General features: G+C 64.9%; 19 protein-coding genes. 10 read left to right on the top strand and 9 right to left on the bottom strand.

Translation table 11 applies throughout. The features are described from left to right. Positions 1–29: 29 nt before the first annotated feature. The 9 genes from tcyL (at position 30) to C4K38_RS01300 (ending at position 9,320) form a co-directional block, all read left to right on the top strand. Positions 30–695 carry a cystine ABC transporter permease gene (gene tcyL / locus C4K38_RS01345; RefSeq protein WP_053277000.1) on the top strand — a complete coding sequence of 222 codons (666 nt, stop codon included), beginning with the start codon at positions 30–32 and terminating at the stop codon, positions 693–695. A 4-nt stretch (positions 696–699) separates the two neighbouring features. After that, complete coding sequence (tcyN, locus tag C4K38_RS01340; protein WP_007925310.1) at positions 700–1,461, top strand: L-cystine ABC transporter ATP-binding protein TcyN; 762 nt, start codon at positions 700–702, stop codon at positions 1,459–1,461. A 503-nt stretch (positions 1,462–1,964) separates the two neighbouring features. After that, positions 1,965–3,206, top strand: a complete 1,242-nt coding sequence (locus tag C4K38_RS01330; protein ID WP_053276979.1) for an SfnB family sulfur acquisition oxidoreductase — start codon at positions 1,965–1,967, stop codon at positions 3,204–3,206. A gap of 23 nt (positions 3,207–3,229) precedes the next feature. After that, positions 3,230–4,435: an SfnB family sulfur acquisition oxidoreductase gene (locus C4K38_RS01325; protein ID WP_053276978.1), complete on the top strand. Its 1,206-nt coding sequence runs from the start codon at positions 3,230–3,232 to the stop codon at positions 4,433–4,435. Further along, complete coding sequence (locus C4K38_RS01320; protein WP_053276977.1) at positions 4,435–5,802, top strand: LLM class flavin-dependent oxidoreductase; 1,368 nt, start codon at positions 4,435–4,437, stop codon at positions 5,800–5,802. Before C4K38_RS01325 ends, C4K38_RS01320 begins: the two co-directional genes overlap by 1 nt. Positions 5,803–5,925: 123 nt before the next feature. Beyond that, a complete protein-coding gene (locus C4K38_RS01315; RefSeq protein WP_025808460.1) occupies positions 5,926–6,735 on the top strand; it encodes a MetQ/NlpA family ABC transporter substrate-binding protein in 810 nt (269 codons plus the stop codon). Position 6,736: 1 nt separating this feature from the next. Further along, on the top strand, positions 6,737–7,885 hold the full coding sequence (locus tag C4K38_RS01310) for a methionine ABC transporter ATP-binding protein (protein WP_053276976.1): 1,149 nt from the start codon (positions 6,737–6,739) through the stop codon (positions 7,883–7,885). Beyond that, a complete protein-coding gene (locus C4K38_RS01305; RefSeq protein WP_007925318.1) occupies positions 7,875–8,519 on the top strand; it encodes a methionine ABC transporter permease in 645 nt (214 codons plus the stop codon). Before C4K38_RS01310 ends, C4K38_RS01305 begins: the two co-directional genes overlap by 11 nt. Before the next feature lie 174 nt (positions 8,520–8,693). Further along, positions 8,694–9,320: a class I SAM-dependent methyltransferase gene (locus C4K38_RS01300; RefSeq protein ID WP_053276975.1), complete on the top strand. Its 627-nt coding sequence runs from the start codon at positions 8,694–8,696 to the stop codon at positions 9,318–9,320. A gap of 24 nt (positions 9,321–9,344) precedes the next feature. Here the strand turns inward: C4K38_RS01300 and C4K38_RS01295 are convergent, their stop codons facing one another. The 4 genes from C4K38_RS01295 to C4K38_RS01280 form a co-directional block, all read right to left on the bottom strand. Then, on the bottom strand, positions 9,345–11,600 hold the full coding sequence (locus tag C4K38_RS01295; RefSeq protein ID WP_053276974.1) for a glycoside hydrolase: 2,256 nt from the start codon (positions 11,598–11,600) through the stop codon (positions 9,345–9,347). 93 nt (positions 11,601–11,693) lie between these two features. After that, the gene (locus C4K38_RS01290; protein ID WP_053276973.1) at positions 11,694–14,759 is read right to left on the bottom strand and encodes an efflux RND transporter permease subunit; all 3,066 of its coding nucleotides are present in this window, start codon (positions 14,757–14,759) and stop codon (positions 11,694–11,696) included. Next, positions 14,756–15,826, bottom strand: a complete 1,071-nt coding sequence (locus C4K38_RS01285) for an efflux RND transporter periplasmic adaptor subunit (RefSeq protein ID WP_053276972.1) — start codon at positions 15,824–15,826, stop codon at positions 14,756–14,758. Before C4K38_RS01285 ends, C4K38_RS01290 begins: the two co-directional genes overlap by 4 nt. Next, positions 15,823–16,917 (bottom strand): efflux RND transporter periplasmic adaptor subunit, encoded by a 1,095-nt coding sequence (locus C4K38_RS01280; RefSeq protein ID WP_053276971.1) that lies wholly within the window; start codon positions 16,915–16,917, stop codon positions 15,823–15,825. Before C4K38_RS01280 ends, C4K38_RS01285 begins: the two co-directional genes overlap by 4 nt. A 239-nt stretch (positions 16,918–17,156) precedes the next feature. Between C4K38_RS01280 and C4K38_RS01275 the strand changes: the two genes are divergently transcribed. After that, entirely contained in the window at positions 17,157–18,353 is a 1,197-nt protein-coding gene (locus C4K38_RS01275) for an AAA family ATPase (RefSeq protein WP_053276970.1), read from the top strand. Positions 18,354–18,467: 114 nt separating this feature from the next. Here the strand turns inward: C4K38_RS01275 and C4K38_RS01270 are convergent, their stop codons facing one another. From C4K38_RS01270 to C4K38_RS01250, 5 genes are all read right to left on the bottom strand, one after another. Then, positions 18,468–19,349, bottom strand: a complete 882-nt coding sequence (locus tag C4K38_RS01270; RefSeq protein ID WP_053276969.1) for a transporter substrate-binding domain-containing protein — start codon at positions 19,347–19,349, stop codon at positions 18,468–18,470. Continuing rightward, positions 19,346–20,128 (bottom strand): amino acid ABC transporter ATP-binding protein, encoded by a 783-nt coding sequence (locus tag C4K38_RS01265; protein WP_053276968.1) that lies wholly within the window; start codon positions 20,126–20,128, stop codon positions 19,346–19,348. Before C4K38_RS01265 ends, C4K38_RS01270 begins: the two co-directional genes overlap by 4 nt. Further along, positions 20,125–20,784, bottom strand: coding sequence for an amino acid ABC transporter permease (locus tag C4K38_RS01260; protein WP_053276967.1), 660 nt, complete (start codon positions 20,782–20,784; stop codon positions 20,125–20,127). The genes C4K38_RS01265 and C4K38_RS01260 overlap by 4 nt, the downstream gene beginning before the upstream one ends. Continuing rightward, the gene (locus C4K38_RS01255) at positions 20,765–21,430 is read right to left on the bottom strand and encodes an amino acid ABC transporter permease (protein WP_007925334.1); all 666 of its coding nucleotides are present in this window, start codon (positions 21,428–21,430) and stop codon (positions 20,765–20,767) included. The genes C4K38_RS01260 and C4K38_RS01255 overlap by 20 nt, the downstream gene beginning before the upstream one ends. Before the next feature lie 536 nt (positions 21,431–21,966). After that, on the bottom strand, positions 21,967–22,749 hold the full coding sequence (locus C4K38_RS01250; RefSeq protein ID WP_053276966.1) for a MetQ/NlpA family ABC transporter substrate-binding protein: 783 nt from the start codon (positions 22,747–22,749) through the stop codon (positions 21,967–21,969). Positions 22,750–23,013: the final 264 nt, after the last annotated feature.

Raw genomic sequence — 23,013 nt, 5'->3', positions numbered from 1 at the left:
AACTGTATTTTCCGCAGTTGAGCCAGCAAATCGCCGAAACCACGCAGCTGTTGCTGAATTCCGCGCCCTTCCTGCTCCAGGGCGCGTATTTCACGGTGATCCTCAGCCTCGGCGGCATGTTCTTCGGATTGGCGCTGGGGTTCGCCCTGGCGCTGATGCGCCTGTCGCGCTTCAAGCTGCTGAGCTGGATCGCCCGCGTCTATGTGTCGTTCTTTCGCGGCACGCCGTTGCTGGTGCAACTGTTCGTGATCTATTACGGCCTGCCGCAGCTGGGTATCGAGCTTGACCCGCTGCCGGCGGCGCTGATCGGCTTCTCGTTGAACATGGCGGCCTATGCCTGCGAGATCCTGCGCGCGGCCATCGGCTCCATCGAGCGCGGGCAGTGGGAAGCGGCGGCCAGCATCGGCATGACCCGGGCCCAGACCCTGCGCCGGGCGATCCTGCCGCAAGCCATGCGCACGGCGCTGCCGCCCCTGGGCAACAGCTTTATCTCACTGGTCAAGGACACCGCCCTGGCCGCCACCATCCAGGTCCCGGAACTGTTCCGCCAGGCGCAACTGATCACCGCCCGGACCTTCGAAGTCTTCACCATGTATCTTGCCGCCGCGCTGATCTACTGGGTTCTGGCCAGCGTGCTGGCGCACCTGCAGAACCGACTGGAAGAGCGGGTCAATCGGCACGACCAGGAGTCCTGAACCCATGATTGTGGTTGAAAAACTGACGAAGCAGTTCAAGGGTCAGACCGTCCTCAATGGCATCGACCTGACGGTGGCGGAAGGCGAAGTGGTCGCCATCATCGGCCCCAGCGGCTCGGGCAAGACCACCTTTTTGCGCTGCCTGAATTTCCTCGAAGAGCCTACCAGCGGCCGGATCAAGGTCGGCAATATCGAAATCGATGGCAGCCGGCCGCTGACCCAGCAGCAGGGCCTGGTGCGGCAACTGCGCCAGCAGGTGGGTTTCGTGTTCCAGAACTTCAACCTGTTCCCCCATCGCACCGCGCTGGAAAACGTTATCGAAGGCCCCCTGGTGGTGAAGAAGACGCCCCGCGAGCAGGCGCTGGCCCTGGGCCGCGGACTGTTGGCCAAGGTCGGCCTGGCGGGCAAGGAAGACGCCTACCCGCGGCGCCTTTCCGGCGGGCAGCAACAGCGCGTGGCGATTGCCCGGGCGCTGGCGATGGAGCCGGAGGTGATCCTGTTCGACGAACCGACCTCGGCCCTCGACCCGGAGCTGGTGGGCGAAGTGCTGGCGACCATCCGCGGCCTGGCCGAGGAGAAGCGCACCATGGTCATCGTCACCCACGAAATGGGCTTCGCCCGCGACGTGGCCAACCGGGTGATTTTCTTCGACAAGGGCGTGATCGTCGAACAGGGCGAAGCCAAGGCGCTGTTCGCCAACCCCAGGGAAGAACGCACCCGGCAATTCCTCAGCAAGTTCCTCACCTCGGGCCATCCCCAGGCCTGACCTGTGCCTCGCTGCCGAGCCCAGGATGGGCTGTGCAGCGAACGCTGACCCGCCACCTGACACATCCTGGTTTTACGACGGCTGCGCCGCCGAGCGCAGGCTACGCCAGCGGCTACAAACCGTGTTCCTGTAGCCGCTGCCGAGCAACGCGAGGCTGCGACAAGGCCCGCAGGGCCTTCCGCCGGAACCACAAACACACCCTCTTCGAAGCCGTTCGCAGCCTGCGGCAGCGGCGAAAAAATCCCCCTGATCCAAGCCCTGTTGCCCCTGATCCCACCGTGCCTGCCGTATACGTAAACCCCTTCTATACATATTCCTAAAAGTTAGTTTATTTAATTTTTATACGCGCATAGGGTATATGCACCGGACCACCGGACATTCTTGAACCCGATTTCGCCGCTCATGACGCGGCACTTCCAAAGATGTGAGGTAGGTATGGTCCGGAACACAATCACCCCAGTGCAAATCGCCAGGGCATTGCGTGCAGCCAAGGAGTGGCACTGATGTCCAATCTGGCCGATGCAAATGTCCAGAGCGATCTGGATATCGCCCCCCTGTTGTTGCCCGCACGGGTTCTGCTGAACGACGCAGAAGCCCTTCAAGCCGCCCATGAACTGGCCACCGTCGCCCGCCAGCAGGCGGCCCGGCGCGACCAGCAGCGCAAGCTGCCGTGGGCGGAAATCGAACACTTCACCCGCAGTGGCCTGGGCAGTATTGCCATCCCCCGTGAATTCGGTGGCCCGCAGGTTTCCTTCGTGACCCTGGCCGAAGTCTTCGCGATCATTTCCGCGGCCGACCCGGCCCTGGGACAGATCCCGCAGAACCAGTTCGGCATTCTCCACCTGATTCTCGGCAGCGCCACCGAACGGCAGAAAAAGCAGCTGTTCCAAAGCGTGCTGGAAGGCTGGCGCATCGGTAACGCCGGCCCGGAACGCGGGACCAAAAACACCCTGGAACTCAAGGCGCGGATCACCGCCGACGGCGACGGTTATCTGCTCAATGGCCAGAAGTTCTATTCCACCGGCGCCCTGTTCGCCCACTGGGTGGCGGTCAAGGCGCTGAATGACGACGGCAAGCAGGTATTGGCCTTCGTCCGGCGCGGCACCCCGGGGCTGCGCATCGTCGACGACTGGTCGGGCTTCGGCCAGCGCACCACCGCCAGCGGCACCATTCTGCTCAACAACGTGCGGGTCGATGCCGACCTGGTGGTGGACAGCTGGCGCATCAACGAATCGCCGAATATCCAGGGCGCGATCTCGCAGCTGATCCAGGCAGCGATCGACGCCGGCATCGCCCGCGCGGCCATCGACGACGCCATCAGCTTCGTGCGGGAACGTTCGCGGCCGTGGGTCGACGCCAACGTCGAACGGGCCAGCGACGACCTCTATGTAATCGCCGATATCGGCAAGCTGAAAATCGAACTGCACGCCGCCGAGGCCCTGCTGCGCAAGGCCGGCCAGGTGCTGGACCAGGTCAGCGTCGCGCCGATCAGCGCCGAATCCGCCGCCCGCGCCTCGATCGCCGTGGCCGAAGCCAAGGTGCTGACCACCGAGATCTCGCTGCAGGCCAGCGAAAAACTCTTCGAGCTGGCCGGCAGCCGCGCCACCCTCGCCGAGTTCAACCTCGACCGGCACTGGCGCAACGCCCGGGTCCACACCCTGCACGATCCGGTGCGCTGGAAATACCACGCCGTCGGCACCTACCACCTGAACGGCACGTTGCCGGCTCGCCATTCCTGGATTTAACGACCAGACCTCTGGAGAAACACATGACTCTTTCTCAACACGTCGCGGTCATAACCAGCGATGAGCAAGCCCTGATCGTCGCCAGCGACCTGGCCGAAGATTTCAAGCGCGACAGCGCCCTGCGCGACCGCGAACGCCGCCTGCCCCACCCCGAACTCGAAGCTTTTTCCCGCTCAGGCCTGTGGGGCATCAGCGTGCCCAGGGAATACGGCGGCGCCGGCGTGTCCAACGTCACCCTGGCCAAGGTCATCGCCCTGATCGCCCAGGCCGACGCCTCCCTCGGGCAAATCCCACAGAACCATTTCTACGCCCTCGAAGTGCTGCGGGTGAACGGCAGCGCGGCGCAGAAAAAACGCCTGTACGCCGAGGTCCTGGCCGGCCAGCGCTTCGGCAATGCCCTGGCCGAGCTGGGCACCAAGACCGCCCACGACCGCACCACTCGCCTGACCCGTGACGTACAGCAAGGACGCGACGGCTATCGCATCAACGGCCGCAAGTTCTACTCCACCGGCGCTATCTACGCCCAGCGCATCCCCACCTCGGTGGTGGATGAACACGGCGTGCAGCAACTGGCCTTCGTCCCGGCGGACAGCCAGGGCCTGAACGTGATCGACGACTGGAGCGGCTTCGGCCAGCGCACCACCGGCAGCGGCTCGGTGATGTTCGAGGATGTGTTCGTCGCCGCCGAGGACGTGATTCCCTTTCAAAACGCCTTCGAGCGCCCGACCACCGTCGGCCCGCTGGCGCAGATTCTCCACGCCGCCATCGACACCGGTATCGCCCGCGCCGCCTATGAAGACGCCCTGCATTTCGTGCGCACCAAGACCCGACCGTGGATCGACTCCGGCAACGACAAGGCCACCGAAGATCCGCTGACCCTCAAGAGCTTCGGCCACCTGAGCATTCGCCTGCACGCCACCGAGGCGCTGCTGGAGCGTTCCGGGGAGTTCCTCGACGCGGCCCAGGCCGAACCCAACGCCGAGACCGTGGCCGCCGCCTCCATCGCAGTCGCCGAGGCCCGCGCCATCAGCACCGAAATCTCCCTGGCCGCCGGCAGCACCCTGTTCGAGCTGGCCGGCAGCCAGGCGACCCTGGCCGAACACGGCCTCGACCGGCACTGGCGCAACGCCCGGGTGCACACCCTGCACGACCCGGTGCGCTGGAAGTACCACGCGGTGGGCAACTACTACCTCAACCAGACGAACCCGCCACTGCGGGGGACCATCTGATGAGTGCTCTTGAGAAAGGCAAAAAAAAGATCCTGCTCAATGCCTTCAACATGAACTGCATCGGGCACATCAACCACGGCCTGTGGACCCATCCCCGGGACAATTCGACCCAGTACAAGACCCTCGAATACTGGACCGAGCTGGCGCAGCTGCTGGAGCGCGGGCTGTTCGACGGATTGTTCATCGCCGACATCGTCGGGGTCTACGACGTCTACCAGAACTCGGTGGACGTGACGCTCAAGGAGTCGATCCAGCTGCCGGTCAACGACCCGCTGCTGCTGGTCTCGGCCATGGCCGCGGTGACCCGCAACCTCGGTTTCGGCCTCACCGCCAACCTCACCTACGAGCCGCCGTATCTGTTCGCCCGGCGCATGTCCACCCTGGACCACCTGAGCCGTGGCCGGGTCGGCTGGAACATCGTCACCGGCTACCTCGACAGCGCCGCCAAGGCCATGGGCCTGAGCGAACAGGCTGAGCATGACCGGCGCTACGACCAGGCCGACGAATACCTGGAAGTGCTCTACAAGCTCTGGGAAGGCAGCTGGGAAAACGACGCGGTGATCAACGACCGCGAACAGCGGATCTACGCCCGGCCGGAGAAGGTGCACAAGGTCGAGCACAAGGGCGAGTTCTATCAGGTCGAGGGCTATCACCTGTGCGAGCCCTCGCCACAACGCACGCCGGTGCTGTTCCAGGCCGGCAGCTCGGATCGCGGCCTGCTGTTCGCCGGGCGCCACGCCGAATGCGTGTTCATCAGCGGGCAGAACAAGCCCTCGACCAAGGCCCAGGTGGACAAGGTCCGCGCCAGCGCCGTGGCGGCCGGGCGCAACCCCGAGGACATCAAGGTGTTCATGGGGCTCAACGTGATAGTCGCCGAGACCGAGGAACTGGCCTGGAAGAAACACGCCGAGTACCGCAGCCATGCCAGCGCCGAGGCCGGGGTGGCGCATTTCTCGGCGTCCACCGCCATCGACTTTTCCCAGTACGAGATCGACGAACCTATCCAGTACGTGAAGAGCAACGCCATCCAGTCGGCCACCCGGAACCTGCAGAACAACGACTGGACCCGGCGCAAGCTGCTCGACCAGCACGCCCTCGGCGGGCGCTACATCACTGTGGTCGGCTCGCCGCAACAGGTGGCCGACGACCTCGAATCCTGGATCGCCGAAACCGGCCTCGACGGCTTCAACCTGACCCGCATCGTCACCCCGGAGAGTTATGTCGACTTCATCGACCTGGTGATCCCCGAGCTGCAACGTCGCGGCTCGTACAAGACCGCCTATGACAACGGCACCCTGCGCGAAAAGCTGTTCCAGCACGAAGCGCAATTGCCGGAGCAACACACTGGCGCGGACTACCGCCGCTAAAGCATCGCGGGCAAGCCTCGCTCCTACAGACTCATGCATTCCGCTTCTGTAGGAGCGAGGCTTGCCCGCGATGAGGCCGGCACAAACACCCCAACACTTCATGCACTGACTGGAACCAACACCATGAAAAGCAAACGCCTCAGCCACCCAGTCAAAGCACTGGCCCTCGCCCTCGGACTGTTCGGCAGCGCGGTATTCGCCGCCGACGCGCCGCTGAAAGTCGGCACCACCGCCGCCTTCGCCATTCCCCTGGAGGCCGCCGTCGAAGAGGCCGGCAAACAGGGCCTGAAAGTCGAACTGGTGGAGTTCAGCGACTGGATCGCGCCGAACGTCAGCCTGGCCGCCGGCGATATCGACGTGAACTACTTCCAGCACATCCCGTTCCTGGAAAACGCCAAGGCCGCCGCCGGTTTCGACCTGGTGCCGTTCGCCCCGGGGATCATCAACAACGTCGGCCTGTACTCGAAAAAATACAAAAGCTTCGACGAGCTGCCCGAAGGCGCCACCGTGGCCATCGCCAACGACCCGATCAACAGCGGCCGCGGCTTGCAGCTGCTGGCCAAGGCCGGCCTGATCAGCCTCAAGCCGGGCGTCGGCTACAAGGCCACCGAGGACGACATAGTCGCCAACCCGAAGAAACTGAAGATCCTCCAGGTCGAGGCCGTGCAACTGGTACGCGCCTATGACGACGCCGACCTGGTGCAGGGCTACCCGGCCTATATCCGCCTGGCCAAGACCTTCGATGCCGGTTCGGCGCTGCTGTTCGACGGCCTCGACCACAAGGAATACGTGATCCAGTTCGTGATCCAGCCCAAGAGCAAGACCGACCCGCGGCTGATCAAGTTCGTCGACATCTACCAGCATTCGCCGGCTGTGCGCGCCGCCCTGGATAAAGCCCACGGCAAGCTCTACCAAGCCGGCTGGGAAGGTTGAGATGAGCGTCGCCTATCTCCCGCACAAGGCCTCCAAGCAGCCACCCGAACAGCCGCAAAACGCACAGCAGGCCGAACTGCACCCGGAATTGAACCGGGCCCATGTGCGCTTCATCGGCCTGACCAAGACCTACCAGGGCCAGCAAGGCCCGGTACAGGCCCTGCACGGTATCGACCTGGCGATCCAGCGCGGTGAAGTGTTCGGCATCATCGGCCGCAGCGGCGCCGGCAAGTCGTCGCTGATCCGCACCATCAACCGCCTGGAACAGCCTTCGGGCGGCCGGGTGCTGATCGATCAGGTGGACATCGGCGACTTCGACGAGGACCGCCTGGTGGAGCTGCGCCGGCGCATCGGCATGATCTTCCAGCACTTCAACCTGATGTCGGCCAAGACCGTGTGGCAGAACGTCGAGCTGCCGCTGAAAGTGGCCGGCGTGCCCAAGGAACAACGCGAGCGCAAGGTGCGCGAACTGCTGGAGCTGGTGGGCCTGAAGGACAAGCACAAGGCCTACCCGGCGCAGCTCTCGGGCGGGCAGAAACAGCGGGTGGGCATCGCCCGGGCGCTGGTGCACGACCCGGCGATCCTGCTGTGCGACGAGGCCACCTCGGCGCTGGACCCGGAGACCACCCAGTCGATCCTCGGCCTGCTCAAACAGATCAACCAGCGCCTGGGCCTGACCATCATCCTGATCACCCACGAGATGGCGGTGATCCGCGATATCTGCGACCACGTGGTGGTGCTGGAGCACGGGCATATCGTCGAGCAGGGGCCGGTCTGGGAAGTGTTCGGCAACCCGCAGCACGAGGTCAGCAAGACCCTGCTGGCGCCCTTGCAGCACGGTTTGCCGGAGGAGCTGCAAAACCGCCTGCAAAGCCAGCCGAAGTCTTCGGACGCGGCGGTGGTATTGCGCGTGCAGTTCACCGGCAGGACCAGCGACGAACCGGACCTGGCCGCGCTGTTCAGCACTCTGGGCGGGCGCGTGCGGCTGCTGCACGGCGGCGTGGAACGGATTCAGGGGCATGCCCTGGGGCAACTGCTGCTGGCGGTCAGCGGCTCGTCCCTGGGCGCCGAGGAACAACGCCTGCGCGCGCAGCACTTTTTGCAGAAGCAATGGACACAACAGGTAGAGGTGCTGGGTTATGTGGTTTGATCGCTTGCTCCAGGGCGTTATCGATACCTTCCTGATGGTCGGCGTGTCGTCGCTGATCGCCTTGCTGGCGGGGATTCCGCTGGCGGTGATCCTGGTCACCAGCGGCAAGGGCGGGATCTATGAAGCACCCAGGCTGAACAGCGTGCTGGGGGCCTTCGTCAACCTGTTCCGCTCGATCCCGTTCCTGATCCTGATGGTGGCGCTGATCCCCTTCACCCGGCTGATCGTCGGCACCACCTACGGCGTCTGGGCAGCGGTGGTGCCACTGACCATCGCCGCCACGCCGTTCTTCGCGCGGATCGCCGAGGTCAGCCTGCGCGAGGTCGACCACGGCCTGATCGAAGCGGCCCAGGCCATGGGCTGCCGGCGCTGGCACATCGTCTGGCATGTGCTGTTGCCGGAAGCGCTGCCAGGCATCGTCGGCGGTTTCACCATCACCCTGGTGACCATGATCAACTCCTCGGCCATGGCCGGGGCCATCGGCGCCGGTGGGTTGGGGGACATTGCCTATCGCTATGGCTACCAGCGTTTCGACAGCCAGATCATGCTCACGGTGATCGTGCTGCTGGTGATCCTCGTCGCGGCGATCCAACTGGGCGGCGACCGCCTGGCGCGGGTGCTCAACAAACGTTGAGGACTCCCCCCTGTAGCCGCTGCCGCAGGCTGCGATAAGGCCCGAAGGGCCTTCGACGCTCTCAAGAGCACGGCCGCTTCGCAGCCGATCGCAGCCTTCGGCAGCGGCTACAGAGGGCCGGGGTGACCGGCATGGGGTATATTCGGCACACCACCCCAGCCAACGCAGCCCGCCATGAAACTCGCTCCCGCCGACCTCGACCAGATCACCTCCACCACCCTGGGCCACTACAACCAGGTGGCCGAAGACTTCCGCGAAGGCACCCGCGACCACGATGTCAGCCAGAACATCGACGCGCTGCTGCGGCATATCCAGGGCGCGGCGCCCTTCACCCTGCTGGACTTCGGCTGCGGCCCCGGGCGCGACCTGCAGACCTTCACCCGCCTCGGTCATATCGCCATCGGCCTCGACGGCTCCGAGCGTTTTGCCCAGATGGCCCGCGACGACAGCGGTTGCGAGGTCTGGCAGCAGGACTTCCTCAAGCTCGGCCTGCCCGCCGAACGCTTCGACGGCATCTTCGCCAACGCCGTGCTGTTTCATATCCCTTCGCAGGAGTTACCGCGGGTGCTGCGCCAGCTGCACGCCACGCTGAAACCCGGCGGCGTGCTGTTCAGCTCCAACCCGCGCGGCGACAACCGCGAAGGCTGGAACGGCCCGCGTTATGGCGCCTACCACGACCTGGCGGCGTGGCAGCACTTGCTGACAGCGGCGGGGTTTGTCGAGCTGGAGCATTACTACCGGCCCGCCGGGCTGCCGCGCGAGCAGCAGCCGTGGCTGGCGAGTGTGTGGCGCAAGGCCTGAGGCCACAGCCTGCCGCCAGGCGGTTCAGGGCTGGCGCGCGACCTGATACTCACGCACCTCGCCATCCGCCAGTACGGCCCTGATGCTCTGCGCCGCCAGCATCGCGCCTTCCACCTCGCGGGGCCGGGCATCAAAATTCGCCAGCAGCCGCGAGCCGTCGGCAAAGGTGGTCTGCTGCACCTGGCGGTCCGCCGTCAACCAGCGAAAATCCGTGAGGGCCTGGGTGCCGAGGCGCTGGTGCAGAGGCCGGAAAAATGCATCCTGGCGGGCTATCAGCGGCAGGCGCCCGCGCAAGGTGGCGGCACTCAGGTGATACAGCGGCGGCACGTTGTAGAGCAGTTGGGCCAGTTCATTTTCGACCCGCACATTGCTCAATTTGAGGCTGTCGAACAGCCAGTGGTGGCTGGTCACCAGCGAGCCGTGGAACACCGTCTGGTACAGCGGCAAGCGTGTCGCCGGCGCGAAATACACCGTGCGGTAAGGCTCCTTGAGCGGCACACTCTTGAAGAACATCGCCGGCTGCTCCGGCGGGTACCAGTTGCCCAGGTAATAGGGCGACTTCGGCTCCTTGCTCATCTGCGCATCGCCCCAGCCCATGACCGGGGTCTGCATACCATGGGCGAACAACACGCCGCCGGCCGTCACCCCATTGCCGTCTTCGGAACCGCTGACCAGTTGCTGCTGCTCGGCAATCCAGCGCGAGGCGGCGACATTGCCCTCGGCGTTCTGCGCCTGGGTCATCGGCCTTTCGGCGCGGTAGCTGTCGAACAGCATGCCGGTGGCGTAGGCATCGAGGAACCAACTGTTGAACCCGACCCGGGCCTGCACGGCCTTCACCCGGGCCTCCAGTAATGGCCGGACGCAACGAGGATCGGTGTAGTGCCCGGACTGCTGGAAACCGCTTTTCAACTGGCCGTTCTCCAACACGATCGCGCACTCGCGGTTGGCCCGCGAACCCAGGTGGGCGGTGCTCCAATCGGGGTTCTCGTCGCTGCGCAGCGCAGTCTCGTAGGAGTCGTAGGGCGCCACCAGATAACCGGCGGCGACGGCGGCCCGCACTGCCTCGGGGTGCCACAGCCCGCCTTCCCAACCCTCGCCGAGGCCCAGCCACAGACGTTCCAGACCGGCTGCCCGCAAGCGCTCCATGGTCGCCAGCGACAGGCTGCTGCCCCAACTCGCCGGATCGGCGCTCAGGGCCAGGGCAAAGACCTTGGCCAGTTGCGCCCGCAGCTCGCCGTAGCCCTGGGCCAGGGCCTGCATGTCCGGCTCTTGCGCGCCCTGCCAGCCCAGGCGCGCCTGCTGATTCAGCGCGCTGTTGAGGCTGCGCAGCAGGGTGGTGCGCTGATAGGCATCCAGCTTGGCCGCGGGCACCTCGAGGATCTTCGCGCTTTCCTTGTCTAGGCCGGCCCGCAGCTTCACCGCCAGCGGCTCGTTGCCCCGCAGCCCCCGCAGCAGCTGCGGCCAGCTGCGCACATCGTCCGCCCCCAGCAGGTCGTTGCCCCACAGGTAGACATGGCTGGCGCCGAGCAACTTGCTGCCTTGCGGCGTGCGCGCCAGCTTGGCCTCCAGGGTCTCGTAGCGCCCGTTGTCCAGCAGCCACTGGCGATAGCGCTTGGCCCCCGCGAGCAAGTCGGCGTCCCCCAGGTACAAGGTCATGGTCAGCGGCGCGTCGGGTTCCAGGCGGGTGAACTGATGCTGCGCCGTCAGCGCCATGGCCGGCCCTGCGGCGCTCAGGCTCAGGCGATTGTTGTAGGGGCGGGTCAGCAGCCAGCTCAGGGTGAAGGCGCCGTGATCCAGGGTCCACAGCGGCAGGCTCAGGTCCTGGGTTGTGTTGACCTCGCCCTGGTCCAGCAGGAACCGCTGCCAGCGCAGGTCCCCCGTCGGAACGTAATGTCCCTCGGCCAAAGGCCAGACCAGCCCCTTGCCCATGGCACCGGCAGGCTGACGCAGAAACGTCAGCGCCCCCGGCTCCCGGGCCTGGATGGAGAGCACCAGGTCGCGCTGTCGCAGGGTGGCGCTGAGGCTCCAGGCGCCCTCGTCCCATTGCCAGCTAAGCCGTTGCGGCGTCTGTTGCAGGGCGCTGACCCGATGGCTGTCCACGCCCGCCGAGGCTTGCACGGCCGGCTGGCCAGCGGGGGTCACGCGAATCGCCAGGGTCGCCGGGTCGATCTCGACCTGCCACAGCGGGTTTTCCAGCGACGGCTGGGCCAGGGCCCAGGGCGACAGCAGGCAGATGACGGCAAGCAGCAGGCCACGTAGAGGCCGGGCAATGCAGGACATGAGCAATCCCTTCTCGAATGAAGGGCGAGAGTGTAAAGCAAAGCACCGCCGGCCTGCGCCAAGCCCCCCGCGCCAGACGCAAGGGGCCCGGCCTCAACCGGCTTCCTTGCGCGGCTCCTTGATCTTGTACCAGGCCACATACAGTGCCGGCAGGAACAGCAGCGTCAGCAGGGTGGCGACGATGATGCCGCCGATCATGGCGTAGGCCATCGGCCCCCAGAACACTTCCCGGGCGATGGGGATCATGCCCAGGCTGGCGGCCGCGGCGGTCAGCAGGATCGGCCGGCGACGGTGCTCGGTGGCTTGCACCACCGCATCCCAGGATGAATGACCGGCGCGCTCGAATTCGTCGATCTGGGTCACCAGGATCACCGAGTTGCGGATGATGATGCCGATCAGCGCGAGGATCCCGAGGATCGCCACAAAGCCCATGGGCGTGCCCGTCGGCACCAGGGCCAGGACCACGCCGATCAGCCCCAGGGGCGCGACGCTGGCCACCAGGAACAGCTTCTGCACGCTGTGCAGCTGGATCATCAGGAAGGTCGCCATGAGGAACAGCATCAACGGCACCACCTTGGCGATCGGCCCCTGGGCCTTGCCGCTCTCCTCCACCGTACCGCCGGTGGCCACCGAATAACCGGCCGGCAAGCCGGCGGCGAACTTGTCGATATCCGGCTTGAGCAGCCTGACCAGGTCGGTCGGCTGGATTTCGTCACGCACCGAGGCCTTGATGGTAATGGTCGGCTTGCGGTCGCGCCGCCAGACCAGCGGCTGCTCCAGTTCGTAACGCACGGTGGCGAAGGCCAGCAGCGGAATCGAGGTGCCGTTGGGGTTGACGATCTGCAGGTTCTGCAGGGTTTCCGGGGAGCCGCGCTCGCTGTCGTCGGCCCGGCCGACCACGTTGATCAGGTAGATGTCGTCATGCACCTGGGTCACGGTGGAGCCGCTGACGATACTGTTCATCAACTGCGCCACGTCCTCCGAAGACAGCCCCAACTGGCGGGCCTTGTCCTGGGCGATGTCGATGCGCAGCACTTTGCCCGGCTCGTTCCAGTCGTAGATGATCTCGCCGATGTGCGAGTTCTTGTCCAGTTCGGTGGCCAGCTCGATGGCGTGCTTGCGCACCTGGTCGATGTCCTTGCCGCTGACCCGGTACTGGATCGGCCGCCCCACCGGCGGGCCCATTTCCAGGGCCTGGACGTAGCTGCCGATGCCGACGAAGTCGTCGCGCAGGCGTTTTTTCAGGCGCTCGGTCAACGCGGTGCGCGACTCCAGGCCCTTGCTGACGATCACCAGCTGCGCGTAGTAGGGGTTCTGCAGTTGCTGGTCCAGCGGCAGGTAGAAACGGATCGCGCCTTCGCCGATATAGGTGCTCCAGCGCAGGATGTCCGGGTCGTCCTTGAGGGTGGCCTCCAGGCGATCCACCGCCATGCGGGTCTCGGCGATCGAGGCGTTCTGCGGCAGGTTGAGGTCGACGAGAATCTCCGGCCGGTCCGAGGACGGGAAGAACTGGTTCTGCACGAAGCGCATGCCGAGCACCGACAGCATGAACACCAGGACGGTGATGCCGATGGCCCACCAGCGGTTGCGCATGGCCCACAGCAGGCCGCCGTTGAAGGCGCGGCCGATGCGGCCCGGTTCCTCGGAGTGGGGTTTGACGTTGGTGCTGAGGATATGCACGCCGATCACCGGGGCGAACAGCACGGCGACTATCCACGACACCAGCATGGCCACGGCGATCACCGCGAACAGGGTGAAGGTGTACTCGCCGGCGGAACTGGCGTTGAGGCCGATGGGCACGAAGCCGGCGACCGTCACCAGGGTCCCGGTGAGCATGGGGAAGGCCGTGGAGGTGTAGGCGAAGGTCGCCGCCTGCTCCTTGGTCTCGCCCATCTCCAGGCGCGTGACCATCATCTCCACGGTGATCATCGCGTCGTCCACCAACAGGCCCAGGGCGATGATCAATGCGCCGAGGGAAATCCGCTGCATGGTGATGCCGCTGTACTCCATGAAGACGAAGACCATCGCCAGCACCAGCGGGATCGAGCACGCCACCACCAGCCCGGCGCGCACGCCCAGGCTGACGAAACTCACCACCAGTACGATCACCACCGCCTCGAACAGCGCGCTGGTAAAGCCGCCGACGGCTTTTTCCACCACCTCGGCCTGGTCCGACACCGTGTGTACGCCTACGCCCACCGGCAGGTTGGCGGTGAGCTGGTCCATCTTGGCGTGCAGGGCCTTGCCGAAGTCCTGGATGTTGCCGCCCTTCTTCATGGCGATCGCCAGGCCGATGGCCGGCTGGCCGTTATAGCGAAACTGCGGCGTCGAAGGGTCGACGTAGCCGCGGCTGATCTCGGCGATATCCGCCAGGCGATAGAAGCGTTCGTTGAGCCGCAGGTTGACCGTGGCCAGGTCTTTCTCCGAGGCGAACTGCCCCGAGGTACGCACGGAAATCCGCTCCGGCCCGGCCTCGATCACCCCCGCCGGGGTCACCGCATTCTGCGCTTGCAGGCTTTGCAGGACCTGGCGCTGGTCGATGCCCAGCGCCGCCAGCTTGCGGGTGGAGAAGTTCAGGTAGATGACTTCATCCTGCTCGCCGACCATTTCCACTTTGCCCAGGTTCGGCACTTCACGGATCTCGGCGCGCACCTGCTCCACGTAGTCGCGCAGCTGGCGCATGTTCAGGCCGTCGGCGGTAAAGGCGTAGACCGAACCGAACACATCGCCGAACTCGTCGTTGAACCCCGGCCCTTGCAGGCCCTGGGGGAAGTCGCCGCGAATGTCGTTGATCTTCTTGCGCACCTGGTACCAGATCTCGGGGATGTCCTTGGCGCTGGTGGTGTCCCGCAGGTTGACGAAGACCGTCGATTCGCCGGGACGGGTGTAGCTTTTCACGTAGTCGAGGGAGTCCAGCTCTTCGAGTTTTTTCTCGATGCGGTCGGTGACCTGCTTGAGGGTTTCCTCCTGGGTCGCGCCTGGCCAGCGGGTCTGGATGACCATGGTCTTGATGGTGAAGGACGGGTCTTCCTCGCGCCCCAGGTTCATGTAGGAGAACACGCCCATCAGCAGGGCGACGAACATCAGGTACCAGACGAACGACTGATGCTTGATGGCCCACTCGGATAAATTGAAGCTCCCTTTCGTGGCCGGCGTCATCGTGGGCTGTCCTCGTCGATTTTGACTTTCTGCCCCGGTTTGAGGCTGTTCACACCGGCGCTCACCACCCGCTCGCCGATCTTGATCCCGCTGCTGATCAACGCCGAATCATGGTCGCGGCTGAGCACCGTGACCTCTCGCGGCGCCACGGTCCGCGCCTGTGGGTCGACGATCCAGACCCGCGTCTGGCCGTCCACCTCCTGCAGGGCCGACAGCGGCACTTCAGTGCGCGGGACGATGGCGGAGCTGAGGGTCACGCTGATGGCCGTGCCGAGGCGGAAGGTGGGTGGGGTTTCCGTCAGGGTCAGGCGCGAACGCCGGGTCCGGGTGGCGCTCTGCGCCTGGGGCTCGATCTCGCGTACCACGGCGGTGGTGTTGACGCTCGGGTCCAGCTGCAAGGCGACCTTGAACACCACGTCGGCCGGCAACTGGTCCACCAGGCTCGCCGGCAGGTCGATCACCGCCTCCTTGATATCCGGGCGGGCCAGGGTCACCACCTGCTGGCCGGCGCTGACCACCTGGCCGGCCTCGGCCATCCAGGCGGTGACCACGCCGCCGTGATCGGTGCGCAGTTCGCTGTAGGCCAGCTGGTCGCGGGCCTGGTTGACCGCGGCCCTGGCCTGTTCCAGGGAGGCGCGGGTGGTCTTCAGGTCGGTCTGGGCGATGTCCAGCTGCGCCTGGGCGCCCACGCCGCGATCGAACAATTGCTGCTGACGCCGGGCGTTGGCCTGGGCATTGATCCATTGCGCCTCGACCCGGGCCAGGTCGCCCTGGGCGGAGCGCAACTGGTTCTGCTGGTCGGTGGGGTCGAGGGTGGCGAGCAAGGCACCCTTGCCCACCTCGGCACCGACATCGACGTTGCGATTGGCGATGCGCCCCGGCACCCGGAAACCGAGGTTGGTTTCATAACGGGCCTGGATGCTGCCGGCGAACCGCCCAAGGCTTTCCTCGGACTCGGCGCGCACCTCGAACGACAGCACCGGGCGCACCGGCTCGGGCGCCGGCTCTTCCTTGGAACAGGCGCCCAGCGTCAGGCCGGCGCATAACAGCAGGGACAGGCGCTTCATGGCTTGGCTCCTTGGGCGCCGGTCTCGGAAACGATCTCGACGAGCATCCCCGGGTGCAGCAACTGGCCGCCGGCGATCACCACTTTTTCGCCGCCCTCGAGGCCGTCGCTGATGATCACCTTGCCGGTCTGGTAGCGCCCCACGGTGACCTTGTGCAGGCTGGTCTTGCCGTCCTCGCCCACCAGCCACACGGCCGGTTCGTTGAGGTTCTTGGTCAGCGCCGCCCAGGGCAGCTCGACACTGGCCTTGCCGGGCACATGGGCACTGGCGCCGACCACCGAGCCCAGGTCCATGCCCGCCGGCAAGCCGTCGAGGGCCACCTTGACCTGCACCGTGCCGCTTTGCGCCGACACCACCGGGGTGACTTCCCGCACCCTGCCGGTGGTCTTGATATTCGGGTTGTCCAGCAGGCTGACGTTGATCACGCCATCCTCCGGCGGGGCCACCAGCAACGCCTCGTAGACGTTGAACACGGCGTCACGCTCACCGTCGCGGGCCAGGCTGTAAATCGGCACCGTGGCCTGCACCACCTGGCCGACCTCGGCCTGGCGCGCGGTAATCACCCCCGGGGCATCGGCGATCAGCGCGGTGTAGCTCAGTTGCTCGCGGGCGTTGGCCAACTGCGCCTGGGCCGCGCTCAGGGCGCTCTGGCTGCTGCGCAGCGCCGCCTGGGCGGCATCGTATTCGCTCTGGCTGGTGTAGCCCTTGGGCAGGAGTTTCTGCTGGCGGACGAAGGCCGCGCTGGTCTGCTTGACCCGTGCCTGCTCGGCGAACACCGAGGCGGCGGCGGAATCGACATTGGTCTGCAGGTCTTTCGGGTCGAGCCGGGCCAGTACCTGTTTGGCCGTGACCCGGTCGCCGACATCCACCAGGCGCTGGATGATCTTGCCGCCGACGCGGAACGACAACTCGGTCTGCACCCGCGCCTGCACATCGCCGGTCAGGGTCACCTGCGCGGCGAAATCGCGAGTCTGCACTTGCTGCACGCGCACCCGCGACCGGTCCTTTTCGGTGGGCTTTTCCGCGCCACAACCGCTCAGTAGCGCAGCCAGCATCAAACCCACGATCCACTTCGATTCGAGACCAGCCATGCAGGCTCCTTGGCGCCGATGCCATCGTACAGGTGACGATACGACTGTGAGCTTAGAACAGGGTTCCAGCGCTGCACGCCGCGGTGCTCACAAACCCTGTAGCCGCTGCCGCAGGCTGCGATCGAGCGCAACGCGGGCGCTGTTCCAGCGAACGCAGGAAGCCCTGGGAAGCTGTCGCGGCGGCTACAAAATCGGCACCGATCAGGCACACTGCGCCTTCATGCACAAGGAGCCCCGGGATGCTCAAGACCCTGGCAGTGGCCAATTACCGCTCGATCAACAAACTGGTGATTCCGCTGGAGCGGCTGAACCTGATCACCGGCCCCAACGGCAGCGGCAAGTCCAACCTGTACAAGGCCCTGCGCCTGCTGGCGGAAACCGCCCAGGGCGGGGTGGTCAACGCGCTGGCCAGCGAAGGCGGCCTGGAGTCGACCTTCTGGGCCGGACCGGAACAGATCAGCCGGCGCATGAGCCGTGGCGAGGTGGCGATCCAGGGTGGGCCACGGAAAACCGTCAAGCGCCTGCAACTGGGCTTTGCCGGCGAGGACTTCGGTTACTCGATCGGCCTGGGGCTGCCGGACTCGAGCGGCCATTTCATGCTGCCCGGGCACAGCACGCCGATTCCGTCGCGCTTCACCCTCGACCCGCGGATCAAGCGCGAGAGCATCTGGAGCGGGCCGGTGTATCGCCCGGCCAGCGTGCTGGTGGATCGCCAGGGGCCGATGGTGCGGGCCCGCGAGGGGCGGCAGTGGGAGGTGCTGGCGCAGCACACCTCCAGCGGCGACAGCCTGTTCGACCAGGTCGGCAACCTGCGTTCGTCGCCCGAGGTCCTGCATTTGCGCGAGCAGATCCGTGGCTGGCGTTTTTACGATCACTTCCGCACCGACAGCCAGGCCCCCGCGCGCCGGCCGCAGCTGGGCACCCGCACGCCGGTACTGCACCACGACGGCCGGGACCTGGCGGCGGCGTTACAGACCATCATCGAGGTGGGCGATCAGCAGGCGCTGCGCGAGACCATCAGCGACGCCTTTCCGGGGTCGCGGCTGGAGATCGATGCGGTGCCGGGCGGGCTGTTCGGCGTGCAGTTCCATCAGGACGGTTTGCTGCGGCCGCTGTCGGCGGCGGAGCTGTCGGACGGTACCCTGCGTTACCTGCTGCTGGTCGCCGCCCTGCTGACGCCACGGCCACCGACCCTGATGGTGCTCAACGAACCGGAAACCAGCCTGCACCCGGACCTGCTGCCGGCCTTGGCGCGCCTGATCATCCGGGCTTCGCAGCAGTGCCAGGTGTGGGTGGTGTCCCATGCCAGCCGGCTGATCGCGGCGTTGCAGCAGGACCCGCAATGCAACGCCATCGTGCTGGAGAAGAATTTCGGCCAGACCGAAATCGTCGGCCAGGGGATGCTCGACGAACCGGCGTGGTATTGGCCGGATTGAGCAGCCTCAAAGCATCGCGGGCAAGCCTCGCTCCTACAGCATACGCATGTGTCTGTAGGAGCGAGGCTTGCCCGCGATGACGTACTCAAGAGCGCCTCAATCGTTCAGGCTAAATCACCCCTGCCACTTGCCCCCTTCGACAATCACGCTTTCCGGCTTGGTGTCGTCGCTCAGTTCCTTGCGCACGTACTGGTCGTAGAGCTTGAGCAGGTACTTGTCTTCGCCCAGCTTGGCCAGCTCGGCGTTGACCCAGTCACGCAACTCGATATTGCCCTTCTTCACCGCCGGCGCGATCGGCGCTTGCTCCCCCAGGGTCTGCGGCAGTACGCGGTAGCCCGGGTTCTGCTTGGACCAGCTGAACAGGATCAGGTTGTCCTGGGCATAGGCATCGCCACGACCATTGGCCAGGGCTTGCAGGGACTCGGAGTTCTTCTCGAACTTCAGCAGTTTCCAGTCCGGGTGGTTCTTGGTCAGCCAGATATCGGCGGTGGTGCCGGTGGTAACGATGGTGGTGCGGCTCGCCAGGTCATCCAGGTTCTTCACTTCGCTGCCGTTAGGCACCAAAGCCTGCACCGCGACCTTGAGGTTGGGGTTGGTGAACTCCACCGCTTCCTTGCGCTCCGGGGTGACGGTCATGTTGGCCAGGATCAGGTCGACCTTGTCGCTCTGCAGGAACGGAATGCGGCTGGCAGGCTCCACCGCGACGAACTCCACCTTGTTCTCGTCGCCCAGCAGGTCCTTGGCGAATTGCCGCCCGATATCGGTATCGAAGCCCACGTAACGGCCGGTCTCGTCGACGAAACCGAACGGCGGCTTGTCGGTGAACACGCCGACGATCAGCTTGTCGCGGGCCTTGATTTTGTCCAGGTAGCCGGCCGCCGGCGCGGCGCTGGCTGTGGCCGCGGGCTTGGGCGCCTCGGCGGATTTATCGCAGCCGGCCAGCAGCGCGAGGCCGAACAGCGGGAGTAGCAGTAGCGAAGACTTGGCAGTTTTCATAAGAGCTCCAGTTCCTTTGTAGGTGCTTTTTTGGGCAATGCTTCAACGAAGGAGAATTTCTCCAGGAACTGCTGCGCTCGTGCGGTCCGCGGGTTCGTAAAGAAGGTCTCGGGAGGGTGCTGTTCGAGGATGCGCCCGGCATCCATGAACACGATGCGGTCGGCCACCGCGCGGGCGAAGGCCATTTCGTGGGTGACGATCAGCAGGGTCATGCCGTCCCGGGCCAGGCCCTGGATCACTTGCAGCACTTCCTTGACCATCTCCGGGTCCAGCGCCGCGGTGACCTCGTCGAACAGCATCACCTGCGGGTTCATGCACAGCGAACGGACGATGGCGATGCGTTGCTGCTGGCCGCCGGAGAGCTGACGCGGGAAGGCATCGCGCTTGTCCAGAAGGCCCACCCGCTCCAGCAACGCCTCGGCCTGGGCGCGGGCTTCGCGACGGTCGCGCTTCTGCACCTTGAGCGGGCCGAGCAGGATGTTGTCGAGCACGCTCATGTGCGGGAACAGGTGGTAACTCTGGAACACCATGCCGATGTCCTGACGCACCTGGCGCCAGTCGGTGGCCTTGTCCAGCAGCTCGCGGCCGGCGAATCTCAGGTGGCCGCTGTGGGCTTTTTCCAGGCCGTTGAGGCAGCGCAGCAAGGTGGACTTGCCGCAGCCGCTGGGGCCAAGAATCACCACCACTTCGCCCTGGGCGACCTTGAGGTCGACGTCCTTGAGCACCTGCTGCTCGCCGAAAAACTTGTTGAAACCCTGGAACTCGATCAGTGCGCTCATGCTTGCGTCCAGCGCCGCTCCAGCACGCGCGAGGCGGCCGACAGCGGGTAGCAGATAAAGAAGAAAAACAGGAACAGGGCGCCGTAGATCAGCACCGACTCGTAGGTGCGCTCGATGATCTGCTGGCCGACCTTGATCACGTCCACCACGCCGATCAGCACCGCCAGCGAGCTGGTCTTGACGATCCGCGTGTAGACGTTGATGGTCGGCGGCGTCATGCGCTTCAGCGCCTGGGGCAGCAGCACGTAGCCGTACAGCTGCGGGTCGGACAGGCCGATCGACAGCCCCGCCTCGCGCTGGCCACGGGGCAGCGAATGCAGGGCGCCACGCACCACCTCGCCGACTTCGCTGGCGCCCCACAGCGACAGCACCAGCACCGCGCAGGTGAAGCTCGGGATGCTGATGCCGAAGAAAATCGGAAAACCGAAAAACAGCAGGTACAGCCAGACCAGCACCGGGATCGCCCGGAACAGCTCCAGGTAGAGGCGCAGCACGGCGTTCAGCCATTTGCTGTCCAGGGTCCGCAGCACGCCGTAGAGCACGCCGCCGACGGTGCTGAAGGCGATGCTCAGCAGGGAGATCGACAACGTCTGCGCGGCGCCCTTGCCCAGTTGCGGCAAGGACACCCAGAGCAGCTCAAGACCCGAACTGGCCATGCTGCAACCTCCTTTCCAGACGGCTGAGCAACAGCGACAGCGGCAAGAACAGCAGCACGCAGATCAGCGTGAGCACGGCGAGCATTTCGTAGGTCTTGTAGTAGAGGGCGATGTAGCTCTTGGTGGTGTAGAGAATCTCCGGCACCGCCACCGCCGAGACCACGGTGGTTTCCTTGAGCAGGAAGATGAAATTGGCGAACAGCGACGGCAGGCTGAGGATCCCCGCCTGCGGCAGGATCACGTAGCGCAGCAGCTGCCAGTGCGACAGGCCGATGGAGCGGCCCGACTCCAACTGGGCCGTCGGCACCGCTTCGACGCCGGCCCGCAGCACCTCGGTGAGGTAGGCACCGCCAAGAAAAGTCATGGTGATGATCGCCGCGGCAAACCCGGAAATCTTCAGCCCCAGCGCCGGCAGGGCGAAGTAGACGAAGAACAGCTGGATCAGCAGCGGGGTGTTGCGCGCCAGCTCCACGTACAGCCCGATCAGGCGCTGCAGGTAAGGGGTGCGGAACACCAGGATAGTGGCGTTGATCAGGGCCACCAGCAGGGAGGTGGCGATGGCGATCAGGCCGACCTGCAAGGTCACGCCCACAGCCTTGAGAAAAGCCGGCAGCGTACTGAGGATAAAGGCGTAGTCGAGGGTCATGGCAATCCTGGACGCCACTGGGGTACAGCGGCGGTGATGCAGTCCATTGGGCGGTGGGTAAACCACCCGGCAGGCGTCGACTTTAAAGCTATAAAAACAATAATTTAAATACCGTTAAAGCATATTGATATCACCCAAAAAACTAACCTGCGGGGTTTGCCATGCGCGCCTGGGCCGGCTACTTTTCTGACGCCGTCAGGGATCTTTCTGATCCTCCTCCATGGAACGGACAACCGGCACCCGACCTCAACGGGCCAGACACTTACAAGGACGATAAGAACAATGACCGACCTCGACTCCCCGCAACCCCTCGATCCGCAGGACATCGTCAAATGGCTGAAGGCGCTGTGCCGGGCCATGAAGCCTTCCTGAATATACGGCCCTGCCGATACCGCGGCGCCTGGATCGCGAGCAAGCTTCGCTCCTACAGAAGATGGGCGAATGTCGCTGTAACGCGGGCAATAAAAAACGCCGACGCTGTAGGAGCCATCGGCGTTTAAACCTTGAAGGGGTTTGTACGACTTAAGCGTAGTTCATCAGAACGCTGGCAATACCGCGCCGCTGTATTTCTTCTCGATGAATTCTTTCACTTGCGGGCTGGTCAGGGCCTTGGCCAGTTTCTGGATGGCGGCGCTGTCCTTGTTGTCCGGGCGGGCCACCAGGAAGTTCACGTAAGGCGAATCGGCGCCCTCGATCACCAGCGCATCCTTGGCCGGGTTCAGGCCGGCTTCCAGGGCGTAGTTGGTGTTGATCATGTCCAGGTCAACCTGGTCCAGCACGCGTGGCAGCAGGGCCGATTCCAGTTCCTTGAACTTGAAGTTGTGCGGGTTCTTGGCGATGTCTTTCGGGGTCGCCAGTGCGTTTTTCGGGTCCTTGAGCTCGATCAGGCCGGCCTTCTGCAACAGGATCAGGGCGCGGCCGCTGTTGCTGCCTTCGTTCGGAATAGCGATGGTCGCGCCGTCTTTCAGCTCGGCCAGACTTTTGACTTTCTTCGAGTAGCCGCCGAAGGGTTCGACGTGCACGCCGATCACGGTCACCAGGTTGGTGCCTTTGCCTTCGTTGAAGCTCTTCAGGTACGGCAGGGTCTGGAAGTAGTTGGCGTCCAGACGCTTCTGATCGACCTGCACGTTCGGCTGCACGTAGTCGGTGAAGACTTTGATTTCCAGGTCCACGCCTTCCTTGGCCAGGGTTGGCTTGATCAGCTCGAGAATCTCAGCGTGCGGCACAGGGGTGGCCGCCACTACCAGCTTCTCGCCAGCCTGGGCCAGACCGGCAGTCAGGGCAGCCGCCAGTGCGGTGAACAACAGAACCTTTTTCATGCAGTGTCCTTATGAGTCGTCAGTGACGACGGCTTTTTGTAATGAAGGTGCCAGCGAAGTGCTATCTCTGGCGTGGAGCGGACAATACCGGGATTTTTTATGCCTTAACAATATCTTTTATTCACGTTGATATTCCATTTTGTTCATACAGAATCGAACCGCTCTAGCTCGCATCTGAGGCGCTGCGCATGCCCTTGTAGCCGCTGCCGCAGGCTGCGAACGAGCGCGCAGCGCTCGCCAGGTTTCCAGGCTGCCTTCAAAGAG

The organism is Pseudomonas chlororaphis subsp. piscium (assembly GCF_003850345.1).
GTDB lineage: Bacteria > Pseudomonadota > Gammaproteobacteria > Pseudomonadales > Pseudomonadaceae > Aquipseudomonas > Aquipseudomonas piscium.
The sequence above is the reverse complement of the archived record's forward strand: the minus strand, read 5'-3'. Positions and strand labels throughout refer to the sequence as shown.

Bases quoted from the DNA above. Each gene is read 5' to 3' on its own strand.
- C4K38_RS01270 (WP_053276969.1), bottom strand. From the start codon at position 19,349: ATGAAAACTGCCAAGTCTTCGCTACTGCTACTCCCGCTGTTCGGCCTC.
- C4K38_RS01315 (WP_025808460.1), top strand. From the start codon at position 5,926: ATGAAAAGCAAACGCCTCAGCCACCCAGTCAAAGCACTGGCCCTCGCC.
- C4K38_RS01290 (WP_053276973.1), bottom strand. From the start codon at position 14,759: ATGACGCCGGCCACGAAAGGGAGCTTCAATTTATCCGAGTGGGCCATC.
- C4K38_RS01250 (WP_053276966.1), bottom strand. From the start codon at position 22,749: ATGAAAAAGGTTCTGTTGTTCACCGCACTGGCGGCTGCCCTGACTGCC.
- C4K38_RS01260 (WP_053276967.1), bottom strand. From the start codon at position 20,784: ATGGCCAGTTCGGGTCTTGAGCTGCTCTGGGTGTCCTTGCCGCAACTG.
- C4K38_RS01285 (WP_053276972.1), bottom strand. From the start codon at position 15,826: ATGAAGCGCCTGTCCCTGCTGTTATGCGCCGGCCTGACGCTGGGCGCC.
- C4K38_RS01300 (WP_053276975.1), top strand. From the start codon at position 8,694: ATGAAACTCGCTCCCGCCGACCTCGACCAGATCACCTCCACCACCCTG.
- C4K38_RS01275 (WP_053276970.1), top strand. From the start codon at position 17,157: ATGCTCAAGACCCTGGCAGTGGCCAATTACCGCTCGATCAACAAACTG.
- C4K38_RS01310 (WP_053276976.1), top strand. From the start codon at position 6,737: ATGAGCGTCGCCTATCTCCCGCACAAGGCCTCCAAGCAGCCACCCGAA.
- C4K38_RS01320 (WP_053276977.1), top strand. From the start codon at position 4,435: ATGAGTGCTCTTGAGAAAGGCAAAAAAAAGATCCTGCTCAATGCCTTC.
- C4K38_RS01325 (WP_053276978.1), top strand. From the start codon at position 3,230: ATGACTCTTTCTCAACACGTCGCGGTCATAACCAGCGATGAGCAAGCC.
- C4K38_RS01255 (WP_007925334.1), bottom strand. From the start codon at position 21,430: ATGACCCTCGACTACGCCTTTATCCTCAGTACGCTGCCGGCTTTTCTC.
- tcyN (WP_007925310.1), top strand. From the start codon at position 700: ATGATTGTGGTTGAAAAACTGACGAAGCAGTTCAAGGGTCAGACCGTC.
- C4K38_RS01305 (WP_007925318.1), top strand. From the start codon at position 7,875: ATGTGGTTTGATCGCTTGCTCCAGGGCGTTATCGATACCTTCCTGATG.
- C4K38_RS01280 (WP_053276971.1), bottom strand. From the start codon at position 16,917: ATGGCTGGTCTCGAATCGAAGTGGATCGTGGGTTTGATGCTGGCTGCG.
- C4K38_RS01330 (WP_053276979.1), top strand. From the start codon at position 1,965: ATGTCCAATCTGGCCGATGCAAATGTCCAGAGCGATCTGGATATCGCC.
- C4K38_RS01295 (WP_053276974.1), bottom strand. From the start codon at position 11,600: ATGTCCTGCATTGCCCGGCCTCTACGTGGCCTGCTGCTTGCCGTCATC.
- C4K38_RS01265 (WP_053276968.1), bottom strand. From the start codon at position 20,128: ATGAGCGCACTGATCGAGTTCCAGGGTTTCAACAAGTTTTTCGGCGAG.